Below are 16891 nucleotides of genomic sequence, written 5' to 3'. Positions count from 1 at the left end.
AAATTCGACAGGATCCGATTTTCTCCGAAAAAAATTATACACAGGATGTTCAATATCGAAAATTACTTATCGACAGTTCTTTAGGGCTGGGTTCATCGATCGTTCTTAAAATCGGGAACCTAATAACAAGATTAGGAAGGGCGGATGGCAATTTGAGGAGGGAGGAGTAGGTTTAGATTATAGGCATAGCAAAGAGCAGGTTCTGCAACCTGCTCTTTTTATTTATTTAAAATTAGGCTGAGAAGCTTAATCTGCCGCCGGCAAATTCCGTTGGAATTTGGCGATCGCTTCATAATCTTCCTCCAACTTGCGGGAAATTCGGATGAAAATCGGGAGGAGCTCCTTGTAAATAGCGGCATGCTCCTTGATCGGGGCATGTTCAAAGGTACCGCCGACCATCTCTGACACTACATCAAACGAGTCGATCTTGCCCAGCGCATATAATCCGAGCACTACAGCACCGAGACAGGAGCTTTCGAAGCTTTCGGGAATAACAACCTCTTGGTCGAAAATATCCGCCAGCATTTGCCGCCAAAGCGGAGAACGCGCAAATCCGCCTGTCGCCTGAATTTTTTCGGGCCGCCCGATCTGTTCTTCCATAGCGAGCAGCACGGTATATAAGTTATAAATGACGCCTTCCAGTACGGAACGAATCATATGTTCCTTTTGATGGTGCAATGTCAGGCCGAAAAAGGAGCCGCGAGCGTTAGGATTCCATAAGGGAGCTCGCTCTCCGGCCAAATAAGGGTGAAAGAGCAGTCCATCCGAACCGGGACGTACCTTTTCGCCGATTTTGGTCAGCACATCGTAGGGGCTAATTCCGAGACGCTTTGCCGTTTCAACCTCCGAAGCGGCGAATTCATCCCGCACCCAGCGAAAAATAACCCCGCCGTTATTGACCGGCCCGCCGATAACCCAATGCTTCTCAGTCAGCGCATAGCAGAAAATTCGGCCTTTCGGGTCGGTTTTAGGACGGTCGACAACAGTGCGGATAGCGCCGCTTGTACCGATCGTCACGGCTACGACCCCCGGTTTGATGGCATTGACGCCTAGATTGGATAATACGCCGTCGCTAGCCCCGATGACGAACGGAGTGGAGGCGAGAAGCCCCATTTCGGCCGCATAGGTTCCCGAAAGTCCCTTCATAACATGAGTGGTCGGCAGGAGGGTCGATAATTGGTCCGGCGTGATGCCTGCAATCTTCAACGCTTCCTCGTCCCAGTCCAGGTTTTCCAGATTCATTAGACCGGTACTGGAGGCGATGGAGTGGTCCACGACGTATTCACCGAACAGTTTGGCAAAGACATATTCTTTAATAGAAATAAACTTATTCGCTTTATTAAAAATATCGGGCATGTCATGGCGCAGCCATAGAAGCTTGGATAAGGGGGACATCGGATGGATTGGGGTACCGGTACGCAGATAGATCTCATGTCCGCCGAGCTCATTTTTTAATTTTTCCGACCATTCCACGCTCCGATTGTCCGCCCACGTTAGACACCGCATCAACGGCTGACCTTCTTGGTCAACCGGGATTACGCTGTGCATGGCCGTGCTGAAGGAGACCAACATAATCTGTTCAGGGGCGGCTCCGCTTTGATCCATCACGTGACGGACGGCGGCCAGCATCGCAGCAAAAATCTCCTCCGGATCCTGTTCCGCCACATCGGCCGTCGGCGTATATAGCGGATAGCCTTCATTTGCCGTCGACACGATTTTTCCGTTTTCTTCGAATAATACAGCCTTGGTGCTTGTCGTTCCTATATCGATACCTATCATATAAGAAAGTTGATTCATCCGAGTTACCTTCTCTCCCATAAATTTATATTTATTTCTTTAGAAAACACTGGCGAGAAGAATCAGCGCCAAGCCAACGACGGAAAGGATCGTCTCCATCACCGTCCAGGATTTCAGGGTTTGCGGGACCGTCATGTTGAAGAATTCTTTGACCATCCAGAACCCTGCATCATTTACATGCGACAGGACGATGGAGCCCGCACCGGTTGCCAGAACCACTAGCTCCACGTTAGCGCCGGGCGTAAGGGCCAGTACCGGAGCGACAATGCCAGCGGCGGTCGTCATGGCGACAGTGGCCGAACCGGTGGCTACCCGGATCAGTGCAGCGACGAACCAGGCAAACAGGATCACGTTGACATGAGCTCCCGTGGCAATTTCCGCAATCGCAGTGCCTACGCCGCTGTTAATGAGCACCTGCTTGAAGGCTCCGCCGGCTCCAATGATTAGAACAATCGTAGCGATCGGGGCAAGACATTCGCTTGTAAACTTGGAAATATCATGCTTCGTAAAGCCTCTGGAGAAGCCGAGCGAGAAGAAGGAGAAGACGACGGCAATCAGCAATGCCATAATTTCATGGCCGATAAATTCGCAGAACAGCGTGAAGCCGCTGGTAGCTTGCGGGTCGATAATGTCGGCGATGGAGCCGATCAGCATCAGAATTACCGGCAGAAGGATGGTAAACAGGGTGATTCCGAAACCCGGAAGTCTTCTGTTACCTTTCACGGCAAATTGCTCCGCCAGTTCAGCGGGCGGTTCCAGCACGATATGCTTACCGATGAATTTACCAAAAAGCGGACCGGCAATAATAGCGACGATAATGCCGATCACAAGGGAATAAAGAATGGTCCGGCCAAGATTGGCGCCGTAAGCATCAATGGCGATCATAGGTGCCGGATGCGGCGGCACAAGCCCGTGCACGGTCGAAAGGCCCGCCAAAATCGGAATTCCGATTTGCAGCAACGACATTTTTGTTTTTCTGGCTACAGTGAAGACAATGGGGATAAGCAGGATAACTCCTACCTCAAAAAAGACAGGAATCCCGACGATAAAGCCGACGATCATCATCGCCCAATGTACTCTTTTTTCTCCAAACCGGTCGACCAGCGTAGTGGCAATTTGCTCCGCACCGCCGGATTCGGCCATCATTTTGCCCAGCATGGTGCCAAGGCCGATGACAATCGCTATGGTGCCCAGTGTGCCTCCAAGTCCGCTTGTGATCGAATTGACCACATCGAGCGGCTTCATCCCGGCCAGCAGACCGAGCAGCAAAGCGGAAATTAATAAGGTCACGAACGGATTCCACTTATATTTGGAAATCAGGACGATAAGAAACACGATCGTCACCAGGGTCCATAATAGCAAGGTGGCGTTGTGGCTCATGTTGAATAACGTGCTCATGGTGTTCCTCCTTTTATTTACCCTGAAAAATACATACATCTGTATGTTCTTAATATAAAGCGAACGTTTTGGGATAGGGGATCCTTTGGAAGTGCGCACCTAATGACGAAAGTCAGCGGTGGAGCGACGAACAACAGATCACATGGCCCAAAATGTGAGCGATATATATGTTATTTTTGTCGATTATTTCATGGACGTATGCAAGGTATTTCTGGAATCTTCAAAATACTCCTCAATCCGTGCCGAAATGATGGCCGGGTCTCTGGACTCCAGTCCTTTAAGCAGCTTACGGTGCTTATCCACCACATAGGCGATTTTGTCTTCCCCTTGGGACAATACATCTTCCGTCGTTATAAGCATTACGGTCATTACGATCTGCCGGATGCTGGTCCATAAATGCAAAATTCGCGTATGATTGGCGGAAGAGATGATGAGTTCATGAAAGGACAGGTCCTGATAAGCAAATTCCACAATATCGCGGTATTTGGCAGCGAGCTCCATTTTATCGATGATTTGGTGAAGCCGGGCGATTAACGGGGCGGGATCTTCCTCCGCAAGGCGCTGCCAGGCAAAGCTCTCAATGAGATACCGGACATCGTACAGTTCATCGATGTCTTTTAATAGAAGACCGTTTACTACGGCCCCCATCCGCTGCAAGGTGATGAGGCCTTCGCCGGATAGCGTTTTCATGGCTTCGCGGACCGGTGAACGGCTTGTTCCGAAGTCCGCGGCTATGCGGTTTTCGGACAGCACCTCGCCTGGCTTGATGGTGTTGTTAATGATTTGAAGGCGCAGCTCGCAGGCGATGGATTCGCCCAGCGAGCTGCCCTTCAACCAAGAAGCGGGAAACTTCATAATATGGTTGGCTCCTATCTTATTCTGCAGATTCGACTGCATGGCCGCCGAATTCGTTGCGCAGGGCAGCGACGACCTTGCCGTGGAACGTGTCGGATTCAAGAGAGCGATACCGCATGAACAGGGACAACGCGATTACCGGAGCGCTCGCTTGAAGATCCAGTGCGGTTTCAACGGTCCATTTTCCTTCGCCGGAAGATTTCATGACACCTTTGATTCCCTCGAGTTTAGGGTCTTTGGAGAAAGCATTTTCCGTCAATTCCATCAGCCAGCTGCGGATGACGGAGCCGTTGGACCAAACGCGGGCCACATCTTCGAAATTGTAATTAAACGGACTTTTCTCAAGCACCTCAAACCCTTCGGCAATCGCCTGCATCATGCCGTATTCGATACCGTTATGAACCATTTTAAGAAAATGTCCGCTGCCGTTCTGGCCTGCATACAGGTAACCGCGATCGACGGCGATATCCTTGAAAATCGGTTCGATCGTGCGGAATACCGATTCATCTCCGCCGATCATGAAGCAGCCGCCGTTGTTGGCGCCTTCGACACCGCCGGAAGTTCCTACATCAAAGAAATTAATACCATGGGCGGATAGCTTCTCAGCTAGAGCCTGAGAATCTTTGTAATGCGAATTGCCGCCATCGATTACGATATCGCCTGGTGTGAGCAGGGGAATCAATGTATCCACTACGGACTGAACCGCCGGACCGGCCGGAACCATGACCCAAACGATACGCGGTGTCTCCAGGGAGTGGACAAGCTGTTCAAGACTGGAGGCGGGAATCGCTCCTTCTTTTTCCGCATTCTGAACGGCTTCTTTGTTCATATCGAATGCAACGACTTCATGTTGATGCTCAAGCAGATTGTGTACGAGGTTGTATCCCATTTTGCCGAGCCCGATCATGCCTAATTTCATAAAATAAACATCCTTTCGCATACCAGTATACTTGTATACAACTTACTCATAATCCATATTACTCCGATCAACGTTCGCTGTAAACCTTGTGAAAGCGATTGCCGATCAATTCCATTCCAAGTAAATAAGAAGAACAATTTCGATTCTTCATCTATATATAGGATCAGATTTAAATACTTTTCCACATGTGTATAACTTTTATTCTGAGAGGTAATAAAGGGCGGGTTGTGGAAAACTTTTTGACAGTTCGGAAGCCAGCCTATAAATCGTAAAAAGAAATGCCGGGCTCGGTTGACTTTTCAGAGGGGTTATGGTTAAATGTAAAAAGGCATTTTCTGTGGATATGAAAATGGTAAATATACAGTGATCGATTCCTGTTAAGGGGGTGCAATAAATGAAACCGACTTTCAAACCAAATGTGAGCAAACGTAGTAAGGTTCATGGTTTCCGTAAAAGAATGAGCACGAAAAACGGCCGCAAGGTTCTCGCAGCTCGCCGTCAAAAAGGCAGAAAAGTATTGAGTGCGTAATGCGTGTATAAAGACCACTACGGTGGTCTTTTTTTACATTAGATCGTATAGATGTTTTTTGGGTTCCCCGCAAAGATGAAGATGGTAATGGGTTGAAAAACCCCGCTTTGCGGGGTTCTTTTGTATCGTTTATGGTTTTTGGGATTGGTCCATAATTACAGTAGCACTTTACCCGTTTACGGGGTTAAGTCAGGAGAAAAGCTCGTGCATAGAAAGCTTAGATTAAGAAACCGGGCGGACTTCAGCCGGGTGTATCGGTACGGAAAGTCTTTCGCCAACCGTCAACTCGTTGTTTATTATTCGGCCAAGCCCGATATCGAGCGTTTTCGGCTCGGCGTTTCGGCTAGTAAAAAGATCGGCAACGCCGTCGTCCGTAACCGGATGCGCCGGATGCTGAAGGAAATTGTACGCCTGCATGAACCCGAGATCCGGGATCATATGGATTTGATCCTCATCGTCCGCAATGGGGCGGTCGGAATGGAGTATAAGGAATTGGAGAAAAGTGTGCTTCACGTGTTGCGCAAAGCCTCGCTGCTCAAGCCTTCCGGACGGTAAGCATGCTTGTTTCTTTGTCCATATAAATATGGTATGATTTACAATGATGGATAGGTTTAAGAGAGGGGTTTTGAAGTGTCGCGTATTACGAATAACAAAAGGAAATGGCTTCTCCTCATCCTCGCAATCGGCCTGATGACTTTGCTGGCTGGCTGCGGTACGCAAAGCAGCAATTTCGCAAGCACTACTGAGGATATGGCGAAGAGCGGTTCCTGGTGGACAGCAAACGTCGTCTATTATTTCTCGCTTGCTTTGGATACGTTTGCGGATTGGTTCGGCGGAGCATACGGTTTGGCCATTCTCGTCATGGTGCTGATCGTTCGGACGTTGATTTTACCGCTTACCTTGAAACAGGTCAAGAGCTCGAAAGCGATGCAGGCGATTCAGCCTGAGATTCAGAAGATCAAAGAGATGTACAAGGATAACCCGGAGAAACAGCAGCAAGAAACGATGAAGCTGTTCCAGGAAAATAAGGTAAATCCGATGGCCGGTTGCTTCCCGTTAATCATTCAAATGCCGGTGTTCATCGCTTTATATAACTCAATTTATCACAACTCGGCGATCCGTGATCATTCCTTCTTATGGTTGCAGCTCGGTGAACCCGATAAATGGTACATTTTACCGATCATTGCTGCATTGACGACATTCATTCAAACCAAGATGATGTCGAACATGAACCCGGGCGGTATGCAGGGTCCGATGCAGTTTATGATGTTCGTTTACCCGATTTTGATTTTTGTCATGGCGATGAATTTTGCCGCCGCACTTCCGTTGTACTGGATTTTCAGTAACCTGTACACGATTGGTCAGAACTACTTTATTTACCGTAAGAAAGAACCCGTTCTTGCAACTACTGTCGCCAGCACTGGCTCAAGCACCTCTGGTAAATCGAAAAAGGGCGGTTCGAATCTAAAAGCCGGTCATCCCGGCAAAGGTGCCAAGGAGGCCAAAAAATCGAAATGAGAAGCATAGTGACGTCGGGAAAAACCGTTGAAGCAGCTGTAAAACAAGGATTGGCCAAGCTCGGCACTACCGAGGATCAAGTTGCCGTGAATGTGTTGGAGCAGCCATCAAAAGGATTCCTGGGCCTGATTGGCGTCAAGGAAGCCAGAGTCGAATTGACTTTGCTGACCGATGACAAGCCATCGGCTGCGCCGCAAGGGACCGCTTCGGAGGAACGTGTGTCCGTGACCCATAAGGATCATGGAGCTGCGGATACCAATGCCGGACAGGACCCTTATGAAGTGGCGGCGTCATTTATCAGGGACGTCGGTGAGAACATGGGCCTTCATGTGGATGTGGAAATTGTCCATAAAAAGGACAACACCGTACTGAACATTTCAGGCAGTGATCTTGGCGTATTGATCGGCCGGAGAGGACAAACCCTCGACTCGTTGCAATACTTGGCCAATATTATCGCCAATCGTTATTCGGATAGCTTCATCCGCATTGTATTGGATGCGGAGAACTTCCGTGAACGGCGGAGAAAGACTTTAGAGGATCTGGCGGTTAGACTGGCGGGACGGGTCATTCGGACTCGCAAGGAAGTAGCCCTTGAGCCTATGTCGCCGCAAGAACGTAAAGTGATCCATTCCAAACTTCAGGATCATCCGGAGGTTAAGACCTACAGCAAAGGCGAGGAGCCTAACCGTCGGGTCATTATTACACTGAAGCAGAGTAAATGATGAATGAAGACGCAATGGCGTTTTGCCCCGGCAAATGTCATTGCGTTTCTTTTATATCTCAACCCTCCCAAACCCTCCCTTACCGTAAGGGAGGGCCCCCCGAGGGCACGCTGCCCTAGGGGATCACCCGCAAACTGGAGGAACGTGGGAGATGGAGAGATGCTCCCTTGTCCGCTGTCCCCTTCGGGGATGCGCTTGGGTTTGGTGCGAGGCACGCTTTTCCCCCTTCGGGTACGTCTTATTTTTGGCGACCCCGAATTACCTGGTTTTTGGAGGCACTGCTGCTTTCGAAGCACCCGGGAGGACTTTGGCGGAATGAGCCGCTTGTCGCCCCTTCGGGGTACGCTATACTTTAAGAACTCCTGCATGGGAGTAAGGCGCTGGTGATTGCGGTTTTAACTGCTGCTTGGATTAATGAGGCGCTGTTCCCTTTGGGAATACGCTAGAGTGGAGTGAGACTTTTGCAGGTGAATCCTAAGTTGCGGAGCGGCCGAAGATCACCTATAGCATTCAACCCGGGTGAATCGTTAGAGGAGCAAGGCCGTTTGAATTCGGAGAAGCGTCAGCGTTCGCCTTTGCAGCCGGATTAAGACCCTTAGGGATGTTATATAATCGAAATAATCTGGCTGCAACAGCGATCGGAGGATCAAACGGATTGCGGAGCGGCCAGGATTCACTATTAATTTTAATATTCGAGGTGACAATATATGCTTAGCGATACGATCGCCGCGATTTCAACCGCGGTAGGCGAGAGCGGAATTGCCGTGATCCGGGTCAGCGGACCCGAGGCGATTGCCGAAGTGGGACGGTTGTTCCGTTCCAAAATTGCATTACCGGAGGCTGAAAGCCATACGGTGCATTACGGATTCATCATTGATCCGGAAACGGGCGAGAAGCTGGAGGAGGTTCTCGTATCGCTGTTTCGGGCTCCCCGTTCTTTTACCACGGAGGATGTAGTGGAAATCAGTACGCACGGGGGCATTATTTCCGTGAAACGCGTGATGGATTTACTGCTGCAGCAGCGGGATATCCGTTTGGCGGAGCCGGGTGAATTCACGAAACGCGCCTTCTTGAACGGACGGATCGACTTGTCTCAGGCGGAGGCTGTCATTGACTTGATCCGGTCGAAATCGGACCGGGCTTTCTCGGTGGCGCTAAAGCAAGTGGAAGGGGACTTGTCGCGTAAAATAAACACCCTGCGGCATTCCCTGGTAGAGACGCTTGCCCATATCGAGGTGAACATCGATTATCCGGAGCATGACGTGGAGTCGATGACCACCGAATTCATTAAGAACAAATGCACGGAGGTAACCGAGGGAATCGAGACCCTTTTGAAAACGGCGAATCAGGGAAAAATATTACGGGAAGGCATCACGACAGCTATAGTAGGGCGGCCGAATGTGGGCAAATCCTCGCTGTTGAACGCCTTGGCCCGGGAAAATAAAGCGATCGTTACCGATATTCCCGGTACGACGCGCGACGTGATCGAAGAATACGTGACGATTAACAATATTCCATTGAAGCTGCTCGATACGGCAGGAATCCGTGAAACGATGGATGTCGTTGAACGGATCGGAGTAGAGCGCTCGAAAGCGGCGGTCCTGGAGGCGGATCTCATCCTCCTGGTGCTGAACAGCTCCGAGCCGCTTCATGAAGATGAAATAAAGCTGATGGAGCAACTAAGCGGTCGTCCAACGCTGGTGCTTTTGAACAAAATCGACCTACCACAGCAGCTGGACAGAGGGAAAGTAGCACTTTATTTCCCGGAAAATGCAATCGTCGAATTGTCCGCAAAAACGCAGGAGGGATTGGACCATCTGGAAGATGCTATATCCCAACTCTTCTTTGGCGGTAAGCTGGAGTCCGGGGATTTAACGTATGTGAGCAATGTGCGTCATATCGCCCTGCTCAAAAAGGCGAAACAGTCACTGGCTGAAGCTTATGATGCTGCAGATAGCGGCATACCGATTGATATCATGCAAATCGATGTAAGGCTGGCCTGGGAGCAGTTAGGCGAAGTTATTGGCGACTCGGCACCCGATGCGCTGATCGACCAAATATTTTCACAATTCTGCTTAGGAAAATAAAGGTTTGGAGCTATTCCAATCCGGAGATCGTGGTATGATGATGGGGATCCAATTAATGCATTAAATTTTAATTAAATGGAGAGGACTGTGCAGAGGCGAGTCCATCTTCTTATCTATTGGTAAAGTAAAAAAACTTAGGAGGTTGATTCGATGGGATATGATGCCGGAAGCTATGACGTTATCGTAGTCGGAGCAGGGCATGCGGGCTGTGAGTCCGCGCTGGCGGCGGCTCGGATGGGTTGCCGTACGCTGATGATTACGATTAATTTAGACATGGTCGCCTTTATGCCGTGCAATCCTTCGATTGGCGGCCCGGCAAAGGGCCATGTGGTGCGCGAAGTTGATGCGCTTGGTGGAGAGATGGGCCGCAATATAGACAAAACTTTTATCCAAATGCGGATGTTGAATACCGGTAAAGGCCCGGCGGTACACGCTTTACGGGCTCAAGCGGATAAATTTTCATACCAGCATACAATGAAGGAAGCGATGGAGAAGGAACCGAACCTGACTATGCGTCAGGGAATGGTTGAAGAACTGATCGTGGAGGACGGAAAATGCATCGGTGTTGTTGCCCAAACGGGTGCGGAATACCGGGCAAAAGCCGTAGTGTTGACGACCGGAACCTATTTGCGCGGTAAAATTATTATGGGCGAGCTCATGTATGAGAGTGGTCCTAACAATCAACAGCCTTCCGTGAAGCTGTCTCAAAACTTGAAGGAACTGGGCTTTGATTTGGTTCGGTTCAAGACAGGTACCCCACCGCGGGTGCATAAGGACAGCATTGATTTTTCGCAAACGGAAATTCAGCCCGGCGATGATAAACCGAAATTCTTCTCTTATGAGACAAAGAGCTCGGACAATGAGCAATTGCCTTGCTGGCTGACCTATACATCTACGGAGACGCATGACATTATTAATGCAAATCTCCATCGGGCACCGATGTTCTCCGGGGTAATTGAAGGGACGGGACCTCGCTATTGTCCTTCCATAGAGGACAAAATTGTCCGTTTTGCCGATAAGCCGAAGCACCAGATTTTCCTCGAGCCGGAGGGCAAGAATACTTCGGAGTACTATGTACAGGGCTTTTCAACCAGTATGCCTGAGGATGTTCAGTTGAAAATGCTGCGCTCCGTTCCCGGCCTGCAAAATGCGGAAATTATGCGGAACGGCTATGCCATCGAATATGATGCGGTCGTACCGACTCAGCTATGGCCATCGCTGGAGACCAAGCGTCTTCCCGGCCTTTTTACGGCGGGACAAATTAACGGAACATCCGGTTACGAGGAAGCGGCGGGACAAGGAATCATGGCCGGAATCAATGCTGCGCGCAAGGTACAGGGTAAAGAACCGGTCATTCTGGACCGTTCGCAGGGGTATATCGGTGTTCTCATCGATGATTTGGTAACCAAAGGGACCAATGAACCGTACCGCTTGCTCACTTCCCGCGCCGAATATCGGCTCTTGCTTCGCCATGATAATGCCGATTTGCGTCTGACGGCGATCGGGTATGAAATTGGCCTGATTACGCAGGAACGTTACAACCAATTTCTTGATAAAAAGGAAAAGGTGGAACGCGAAATTGAGCGGTTGCGGGAAACGAAAGTACGTCCATCGGAGATTAATCCTCTGTTGGAGTCGATCGGCTCAGCGCCGATTCAAGACGGCAGCAACCTGTTGACGATTTTGCGCCGCCCCGAAGTAAGTTATGCACATGTGGGTAACTCGTATCCTTCCGACTTGGAATTGGATGAGGAAATGAAGGAGCAAGTCGAAATTCAGATCAAATATGCAGGCTACATTGAGAAGCAATTGCTTCATGTTGATAAATTACAAAAAATGGAAAAGAAAAAAATCCCTACAAATATTAAATATGAAGAGATTCAGGGACTGGCGATGGAAGCTCGTCAAAAACTCGCCAAGATTCGTCCGATCTCAATCGGGCAGGCTTCGCGTATAGGCGGGGTTACTCCTGCGGATATTTCCATTTTATTGGTATACTTGGAACACTATAATCGGGTTACTGCGGCAGGAGGATAAGATCTTGGATTCAATTCAAACTCAATTTCATGATTTGTTGAGCAAACAGAACATCGTCTTGTCTCCCGAGCAGATGCAGCAATTCGAGACTTATTATGAGGAACTGGTATCCTGGAACGAAAAAATGAACTTAACCGGCATTACGGAACGGGATCAGGTTTATATCAAACATTTCTATGATTCCGTAACGCTTTCCTTCTATTTAAAGATGGATCAGATTCATAGCTTGGCGGATATAGGATCGGGAGCAGGCTTTCCGGGAATACCTTTAAAAATATGCTTTCCGCATCTGAAATTAACTATAGTCGACTCCTTAAATAAACGAATCCTCTTCTTGCAAAATGTTGCTGATAAGCTGGGTTTGAAAGATGTGGAACCTCTTCACGGCAGGGCGGAGGATATGGCACGTAACGAAGGGTTGCGTGATTCATTCGATCTGGTAACGGCACGAGCGGTAGCTCGCATGGCTGTACTAAACGAATTTTGTCTTCCTTTTGCCAAACCGGGCGGCACTTTCGCTGCGATGAAGGGCAGTGATCCTGCAGAAGAGGTACGGGAATCGGCGAAGAGTTTATCGGAGCTAAGAGGAAAACTGAAGGATAGTCATCATTTTTCTCTTCCGATGGAAAATTCGGAGCGCCATATTATTTTGGTTAGCAAAACCGGTCCGACGCCTAAGAAGTATCCCCGCAAAGCGGGCACTCCTTTAAAATCGCCAATTTTATAATATTTAATGAACCAACCTCCTAGCAAATTGTTCCACGTGAAACAACTTTGCCAGGGGGCTTTTTTTGTCATAAAGGCAAGCTTGTTTATCTTAAAATTCATTTATAAGAGAATAGGATTATAGAGGAAAAAGTGGTAGAATAGATATATCGCTAATTATTGTCGGGGCATTTGCTTCAACATTGGCTAATCCTAACTCATGCAATAGCCAAAAGGTGAGAATTTACCTTTTTGCACAATCGTTGTCCTGGGGTTGTATTTGCTTCAAGATATCGTTTATACATAGGGAGTCTTGCCTTAGGATGGGTGTATTTGCCCGGTTTCAATCGCATTTTCATTTGGAAGAAAATGTGCTTATAAGGTATGCCTTATGTCACTATGAAATTAGGTGGTAATCTGCGGAATGAAAGAACAATTTTCTAAATTGTTTGGTTTAACCGAACGATCGAACGGTGATGAAGTTAAGCAAATCCCGGTTGGGGATATAGTAGGGAGTCCTTATCAACCCCGCACTATTTTTGATGATGAGAAAATTGATGAGCTCTGCCAAACGATCCGTACTCACGGTGTTATTCAACCGATCGTTGTCCGCTTCAGAAACGACAAGTATGAGATCATCGCCGGGGAGCGCCGCTGGCGTGCGGTTAAGAAGCTGGGCATGGATACGATCCCGGCTATTGTGCGGGATTTTAATGATTCCCAAGCCGCTTCCATTGCACTGATTGAAAACTTGCAACGCGAAGGACTTACTGCGATTGAAGAAGCGCTGGCCTATCAGAATTTGATCGATTTGCATCAGCTGACCCAGGAGAGCCTGGCTCAAAGACTCGGGAAAAGCCAGTCTACGATTGCCAACAAAATCAGACTTCTTCAGCTTCCTGAAACCGTAAAGACGGCATTAATGGAACGGAAGATTACGGAGCGCCACGCACGGGCATTACTTTCGCTGGATTCCGAAGAATTGCAGCTTAAAGTGCTGGAAGAAGTCATAACCAAGGAATTAAATGTAAAACAGACGGAAGCGCGGATTGCATTCTATAAAGAGGTTGCGAAGAACAAAAAGGCCTCGAAGCGTATTTCCTTCACTAAAGACGTGAGACTAGCCTTAAACACGATTCGCCAATCCATTGATATGGTCTCCGGTTCCGGACTCGCTATTAAAACGGCGGAAAAGGATCATGAGGATCATTACGAAATCGTTATTCAAATTCCAAAAAGATAATGTCCTTATCCGCTGGCCATAACCGAAAGGTCCGAGGTCAGTTTCTTTTTTGAAATCGAGCCGTAAGACGTAAGTCGCCAGGAGCACTGTGGTCTTTTTGTAGCAACAACTTGGTGAATACTTGCATATTTTTATAATCTACAAGAAGATTCTTCTATTATATTGAGGTGAAATGGATTGTCTAAAATAATTGCCATTGCTAACCAAAAAGGGGGCGTCGGAAAAACGACGACTTCCGTCAATTTGGGAGCTGGACTTGCATCAATAGGTAAGAAAGTTCTCCTTATTGATATCGACCCGCAAGGAAACACAACAAGTGGCGTAGGCATTAATAAAGCAGATGTAGCCAACTGTATTTATGATGTGTTGATCAATGAGGTGGATCCGAAAGAAGCGATCGCTCCGACCGATATTGATGGATTGAACATCATTCCTGCAACGATTCAACTGGCAGGGGCCGAGATTGAACTGGTTCCTACGATCTCACGTGAAGTGAGATTAAAGAAATCGCTGCAGCAGGTTAAACATATGTATGATTATATTTTGATTGACTGCCCGCCGTCGCTCGGTATTTTGACGATAAATTCTTTGACGGCTGCGGATTCGGTGCTTATTCCAATTCAGTGCGAATATTATGCATTGGAAGGATTGAGCCAGTTGCTGAATACGGTACGTCTGGTTCAAAAACACTTGAACACTTCTTTGCAGATTGAAGGGGTATTGTTGACGATGTTTGATGCCCGTACAAATCTTGGTATTCAAGTCATTGAAGAAGTGAAGAAGTATTTCCAGCAAAAAGTTTATAGAACGGTTATACCACGGAATGTTAGACTTAGCGAAGCGCCTTCTCACGGTCAGTCCATCATAACGTATGATCCCAAATCGAAGGGCGCCGAAGTGTATCTAGAGTTGGCAAAGGAAGTGGTTTCCTATGAATAAACGTTTGGGAAAGGGCTTGGATGCATTGATCCCGTCGCTTTCGGTTCAGGAAGACGATAAGGTGATTGAGATTCCATTGAAGCAGCTTCGTGCTAATCCTTACCAGCCAAGAAAAACCTTTGACGAAGAAGCGATCCGGGAATTAGCGGAATCGATTCGTCAGCACGGCGTAATTCAACCAATTATTGTACGCAGTGTATTGAAGGGATATGAAATCATTGCCGGGGAGCGACGTTTTCGTGCCTCGCAATTCTGCGGAAATACGACGATCCCTGCGGTAGTTAGAGCCTTCTCTGACCAGCAGGTCATGGAAATTGCACTCATTGAAAACCTGCAGCGTGAAAACTTGAACGCCATGGAAATCGCAGTAGCCTATCAAGGTTTGATGGATCAATTCCAATTAACGCAGGAAGAACTTTCCTTAAAGGTAGGAAAGTCCCGTTCCCATATTGCAAACTTTTTGAGATTGCTTTCGCTTCCAGAGGAAGTGAAGGATTATGTTTCACGTGGAACATTATCTATGGGGCATGCAAGAGCCTTAGTCGGATTGAAGGACGCTGGAAAGATTAAACAGCTGGCTAAGCAATGCATCGATCATGAGTGGAGTGTACGCGACCTAGAGGATGCGGTTAAGCAATTGGACCGCAGCAAACAGGACAAAGCTAAACTCGTAAACAAGAAGCGCGACCCCTATATGGACGAAGTGGAAGAAAACCTGCGGGAGCGTTACAAGACAACAGTTAAGATTAAGGCAACTAAGGAAAAAGGAAAAATTGAAATCAACTTTTACAGCAAACAGGATTTGCAGCGCTTGCTCGATTTGTTGAATTGACAATGAACTGACATGACATACCCGGCTATCCTGTGGGGTAAGAGAGGCCTGTCCTTTCCTCGGGAAGTTGGGTATGTCATTGTATTCTAGGGAGAAAAAAAGGTTGCCGGATGGAGAAAGAGGGTAATCAGTATGAAGCAGCAATCGGTAATTTATCTGGACCATGCCGCTACCTCCTGGCCGAAACCGGCGGGTGTAGGAGAGGCGATGATGGAAATCCTTAACGGGCCATCTGCGAACTCCGGACGAGGAAGCTATGGCATGGCGTTAAAGGCAGCTCGCACTATATTTCAAACCCGAGTACGGCTTGCCAACCTGTTTCATATTGATAACCCGAATGATATTGTGTTCACCTCCAATACGACGGAAGCTCTGAACTTGGCGATTAAAGGCTGCCTGAAGCCGGGAGATCACGTGATTGCGACGATGGTGGAGCATAATTCGGTCAGAAGGCCACTGGAATATTTGAAGAGAACTCAAGGGATTCAGGTGGAATATCTCGCTCTGAATTCGGAGGGGGAGCTGGATCTAACGGAACTGGAGCGAGCTTTTAGACCAGAGACGAAATTACTAGTATGTGCTCATAGCTCGAATTTACTTGGGAGTATTCTTCCGGTCGGAGAAATGAGCCGAATTGCACATGAACATGGAGCCCTCATTCTCGTTGATGCAGCTCAAACAGCCGGGAGGTACCACGTAGATGTAAGTTCAATGGGAATTGATCTTTTAGCGTTTCCTGGTCACAAAAGCTTATTAGGACCGCAAGGAACAGGCGGTCTGTATATCCATCCGAATGTGGATCTGGAGCCCCTGTTGCATGGAGGAACTGGAAGTCAGTCGGAAGCCTTGGAAATGCCGCTGGTCCGGCCGGACCGATATGAAGCCGGGACGCTGAATGCCGTAGGAATTGCCGGGTTGGGCGCCGGGGTAAATCAGGTGTTGGAAATTGGAGTCGAGCAGATCTATAGTCACGAGTGGAAATTGACGCAAAATATAATGACCGAATTAGGGAAAATTAAAAAGGTAACGCTGCTTGGACCGGAACCCGGCAAACCAAGAACCGGCATTGTTGCTTTTACAGTTGAGGATCAGGATGCATCCAGCGTAGCTTTTCAATTGGACCGTAAATTCGGTATTGCCGTAAGAGCCGGGTATCATTGTACTCCTCTGGGGCATATGACGGCAGGAACGTCGGCTGGCGGAGCCGTTAGGGCAAGTGTAGGTTACGCTACAACGGAGGGGGATATTGACGCCCTTATTGCAGCTATACAATACATCGCAAAGTGATATTTACACATAGGGGAGAGCAT

Annotated in this window: 16 protein-coding genes; 12 read left to right on the top strand and 4 right to left on the bottom strand. The window is 48.2% G+C overall.

What is annotated here, in order from left to right:
- Positions 1-246: 246 nt before the first annotated feature.
- The 4 genes from gntK to gnd form a co-directional block, all read right to left on the bottom strand.
- A complete protein-coding gene (gene gntK / locus NYE70_RS18155) occupies positions 247-1797 on the bottom strand; it encodes a gluconokinase (RefSeq protein ID WP_341047302.1) in 1551 nt (516 codons plus the stop codon).
- 39 nt (positions 1798-1836) lie between these two features.
- Complete coding sequence (locus NYE70_RS18150) at positions 1837-3195, bottom strand: GntP family permease (RefSeq protein WP_341047300.1); 1359 nt, start codon at positions 3193-3195, stop codon at positions 1837-1839.
- 183 nt (positions 3196-3378) lie between these two features.
- Positions 3379-4050 carry a GntR family transcriptional regulator gene (locus NYE70_RS18145; protein ID WP_211025769.1) on the bottom strand — a complete coding sequence of 224 codons (672 nt, stop codon included), beginning with the start codon at positions 4048-4050 and terminating at the stop codon, positions 3379-3381.
- 19 nt (positions 4051-4069) lie between these two features.
- Positions 4070-4990 carry a phosphogluconate dehydrogenase (NAD(+)-dependent, decarboxylating) gene (gene gnd / locus NYE70_RS18140; RefSeq protein ID WP_341047298.1) on the bottom strand — a complete coding sequence of 307 codons (921 nt, stop codon included), beginning with the start codon at positions 4988-4990 and terminating at the stop codon, positions 4070-4072.
- Between the two features lie 373 nt (positions 4991-5363).
- Between gnd and rpmH the strand changes: the two genes are divergently transcribed.
- The 12 genes from rpmH to NYE70_RS18080 all read left to right on the top strand — a co-directional run bounded on the left by rpmH (position 5364) and on the right by NYE70_RS18080 (position 16868).
- Entirely contained in the window at positions 5364-5498 is a 135-nt protein-coding gene (gene rpmH, locus NYE70_RS18135) for a 50S ribosomal protein L34 (protein WP_044481584.1), read from the top strand.
- A gap of 204 nt (positions 5499-5702) precedes the next feature.
- Positions 5703-6053, top strand: a complete 351-nt coding sequence (gene rnpA / locus NYE70_RS18130) for a ribonuclease P protein component (protein ID WP_211025773.1) — start codon at positions 5703-5705, stop codon at positions 6051-6053.
- A gap of 75 nt (positions 6054-6128) precedes the next feature.
- A complete protein-coding gene (locus NYE70_RS18125; RefSeq protein WP_211025775.1) occupies positions 6129-7016 on the top strand; it encodes a YidC/Oxa1 family membrane protein insertase in 888 nt (295 codons plus the stop codon).
- Positions 7013-7738, top strand: coding sequence for an RNA-binding cell elongation regulator Jag/EloR (gene jag / locus NYE70_RS18120; RefSeq protein WP_290406412.1), 726 nt, complete (start codon positions 7013-7015; stop codon positions 7736-7738). Before NYE70_RS18125 ends, jag begins: the two co-directional genes overlap by 4 nt.
- A 452-nt stretch (positions 7739-8190) precedes the next feature.
- The gene (locus NYE70_RS18115; RefSeq protein WP_341047294.1) at positions 8191-8328 is read left to right on the top strand and encodes a hypothetical protein; all 138 of its coding nucleotides are present in this window, start codon (positions 8191-8193) and stop codon (positions 8326-8328) included.
- Positions 8329-8445: 117 nt separating this feature from the next.
- Positions 8446-9825 carry a tRNA uridine-5-carboxymethylaminomethyl(34) synthesis GTPase MnmE gene (mnmE, locus tag NYE70_RS18110; RefSeq protein WP_213653297.1) on the top strand — a complete coding sequence of 460 codons (1380 nt, stop codon included), beginning with the start codon at positions 8446-8448 and terminating at the stop codon, positions 9823-9825.
- Positions 9826-9975: 150 nt separating this feature from the next.
- Positions 9976-11862: a tRNA uridine-5-carboxymethylaminomethyl(34) synthesis enzyme MnmG gene (gene mnmG, locus NYE70_RS18105; RefSeq protein WP_341047291.1), complete on the top strand. Its 1887-nt coding sequence runs from the start codon at positions 9976-9978 to the stop codon at positions 11860-11862.
- Positions 11863-11866: 4 nt separating this feature from the next.
- Positions 11867-12589, top strand: a complete 723-nt coding sequence (gene rsmG, locus NYE70_RS18100) for a 16S rRNA (guanine(527)-N(7))-methyltransferase RsmG (protein ID WP_341047289.1) — start codon at positions 11867-11869, stop codon at positions 12587-12589.
- A gap of 402 nt (positions 12590-12991) precedes the next feature.
- Positions 12992-13810, top strand: a complete 819-nt coding sequence (noc, locus tag NYE70_RS18095; protein WP_211025785.1) for a nucleoid occlusion protein — start codon at positions 12992-12994, stop codon at positions 13808-13810.
- Between the two features lie 177 nt (positions 13811-13987).
- Positions 13988-14749, top strand: a complete 762-nt coding sequence (locus NYE70_RS18090; protein ID WP_211025787.1) for a ParA family protein — start codon at positions 13988-13990, stop codon at positions 14747-14749.
- Positions 14742-15581 (top strand): ParB/RepB/Spo0J family partition protein, encoded by an 840-nt coding sequence (locus tag NYE70_RS18085; RefSeq protein WP_211025789.1) that lies wholly within the window; start codon positions 14742-14744, stop codon positions 15579-15581. Before NYE70_RS18090 ends, NYE70_RS18085 begins: the two co-directional genes overlap by 8 nt.
- 132 nt (positions 15582-15713) lie before the next feature.
- Positions 15714-16868 (top strand): aminotransferase class V-fold PLP-dependent enzyme, encoded by a 1155-nt coding sequence (locus tag NYE70_RS18080; RefSeq protein ID WP_341047286.1) that lies wholly within the window; start codon positions 15714-15716, stop codon positions 16866-16868.
- Positions 16869-16891 lie beyond the last annotated feature (23 nt).

The organism is Paenibacillus sp. FSL R5-0407, assembly GCF_038009185.1.
In the GTDB taxonomy this organism is placed as follows: domain Bacteria; phylum Bacillota; class Bacilli; order Paenibacillales; family Paenibacillaceae; genus Fontibacillus; species Fontibacillus vini.
The sequence above is the reverse complement of the archived record's forward strand: the minus strand, read 5'-3'. Positions and strand labels throughout refer to the sequence as shown.

Excerpts from the sequence above, each read along its gene's own strand:
- gntK (WP_341047302.1), bottom strand. The coding sequence starts at position 1,797 with ATGAATCAACTTTCTTATATGATAGGTATCGATATAGGAACGACAAGC.
- NYE70_RS18150 (WP_341047300.1), bottom strand. The coding sequence starts at position 3,195 with ATGAGCACGTTATTCAACATGAGCCACAACGCCACCTTGCTATTATGG.
- NYE70_RS18145 (WP_211025769.1), bottom strand. The coding sequence starts at position 4,050 with ATGAAGTTTCCCGCTTCTTGGTTGAAGGGCAGCTCGCTGGGCGAATCC.
- gnd (WP_341047298.1), bottom strand. The coding sequence starts at position 4,990 with ATGCGAAAGGATGTTTATTTTATGAAATTAGGCATGATCGGGCTCGGC.
- rpmH (WP_044481584.1), top strand. The coding sequence starts at position 5,364 with ATGAAACCGACTTTCAAACCAAATGTGAGCAAACGTAGTAAGGTTCAT.
- jag (WP_290406412.1), top strand. The coding sequence starts at position 7,013 with ATGAGAAGCATAGTGACGTCGGGAAAAACCGTTGAAGCAGCTGTAAAA.
- mnmE (WP_213653297.1), top strand. The coding sequence starts at position 8,446 with ATGCTTAGCGATACGATCGCCGCGATTTCAACCGCGGTAGGCGAGAGC.
- mnmG (WP_341047291.1), top strand. The coding sequence starts at position 9,976 with ATGGGATATGATGCCGGAAGCTATGACGTTATCGTAGTCGGAGCAGGG.
- noc (WP_211025785.1), top strand. The coding sequence starts at position 12,992 with ATGAAAGAACAATTTTCTAAATTGTTTGGTTTAACCGAACGATCGAAC.
- NYE70_RS18085 (WP_211025789.1), top strand. The coding sequence starts at position 14,742 with ATGAATAAACGTTTGGGAAAGGGCTTGGATGCATTGATCCCGTCGCTT.
- NYE70_RS18080 (WP_341047286.1), top strand. The coding sequence starts at position 15,714 with ATGAAGCAGCAATCGGTAATTTATCTGGACCATGCCGCTACCTCCTGG.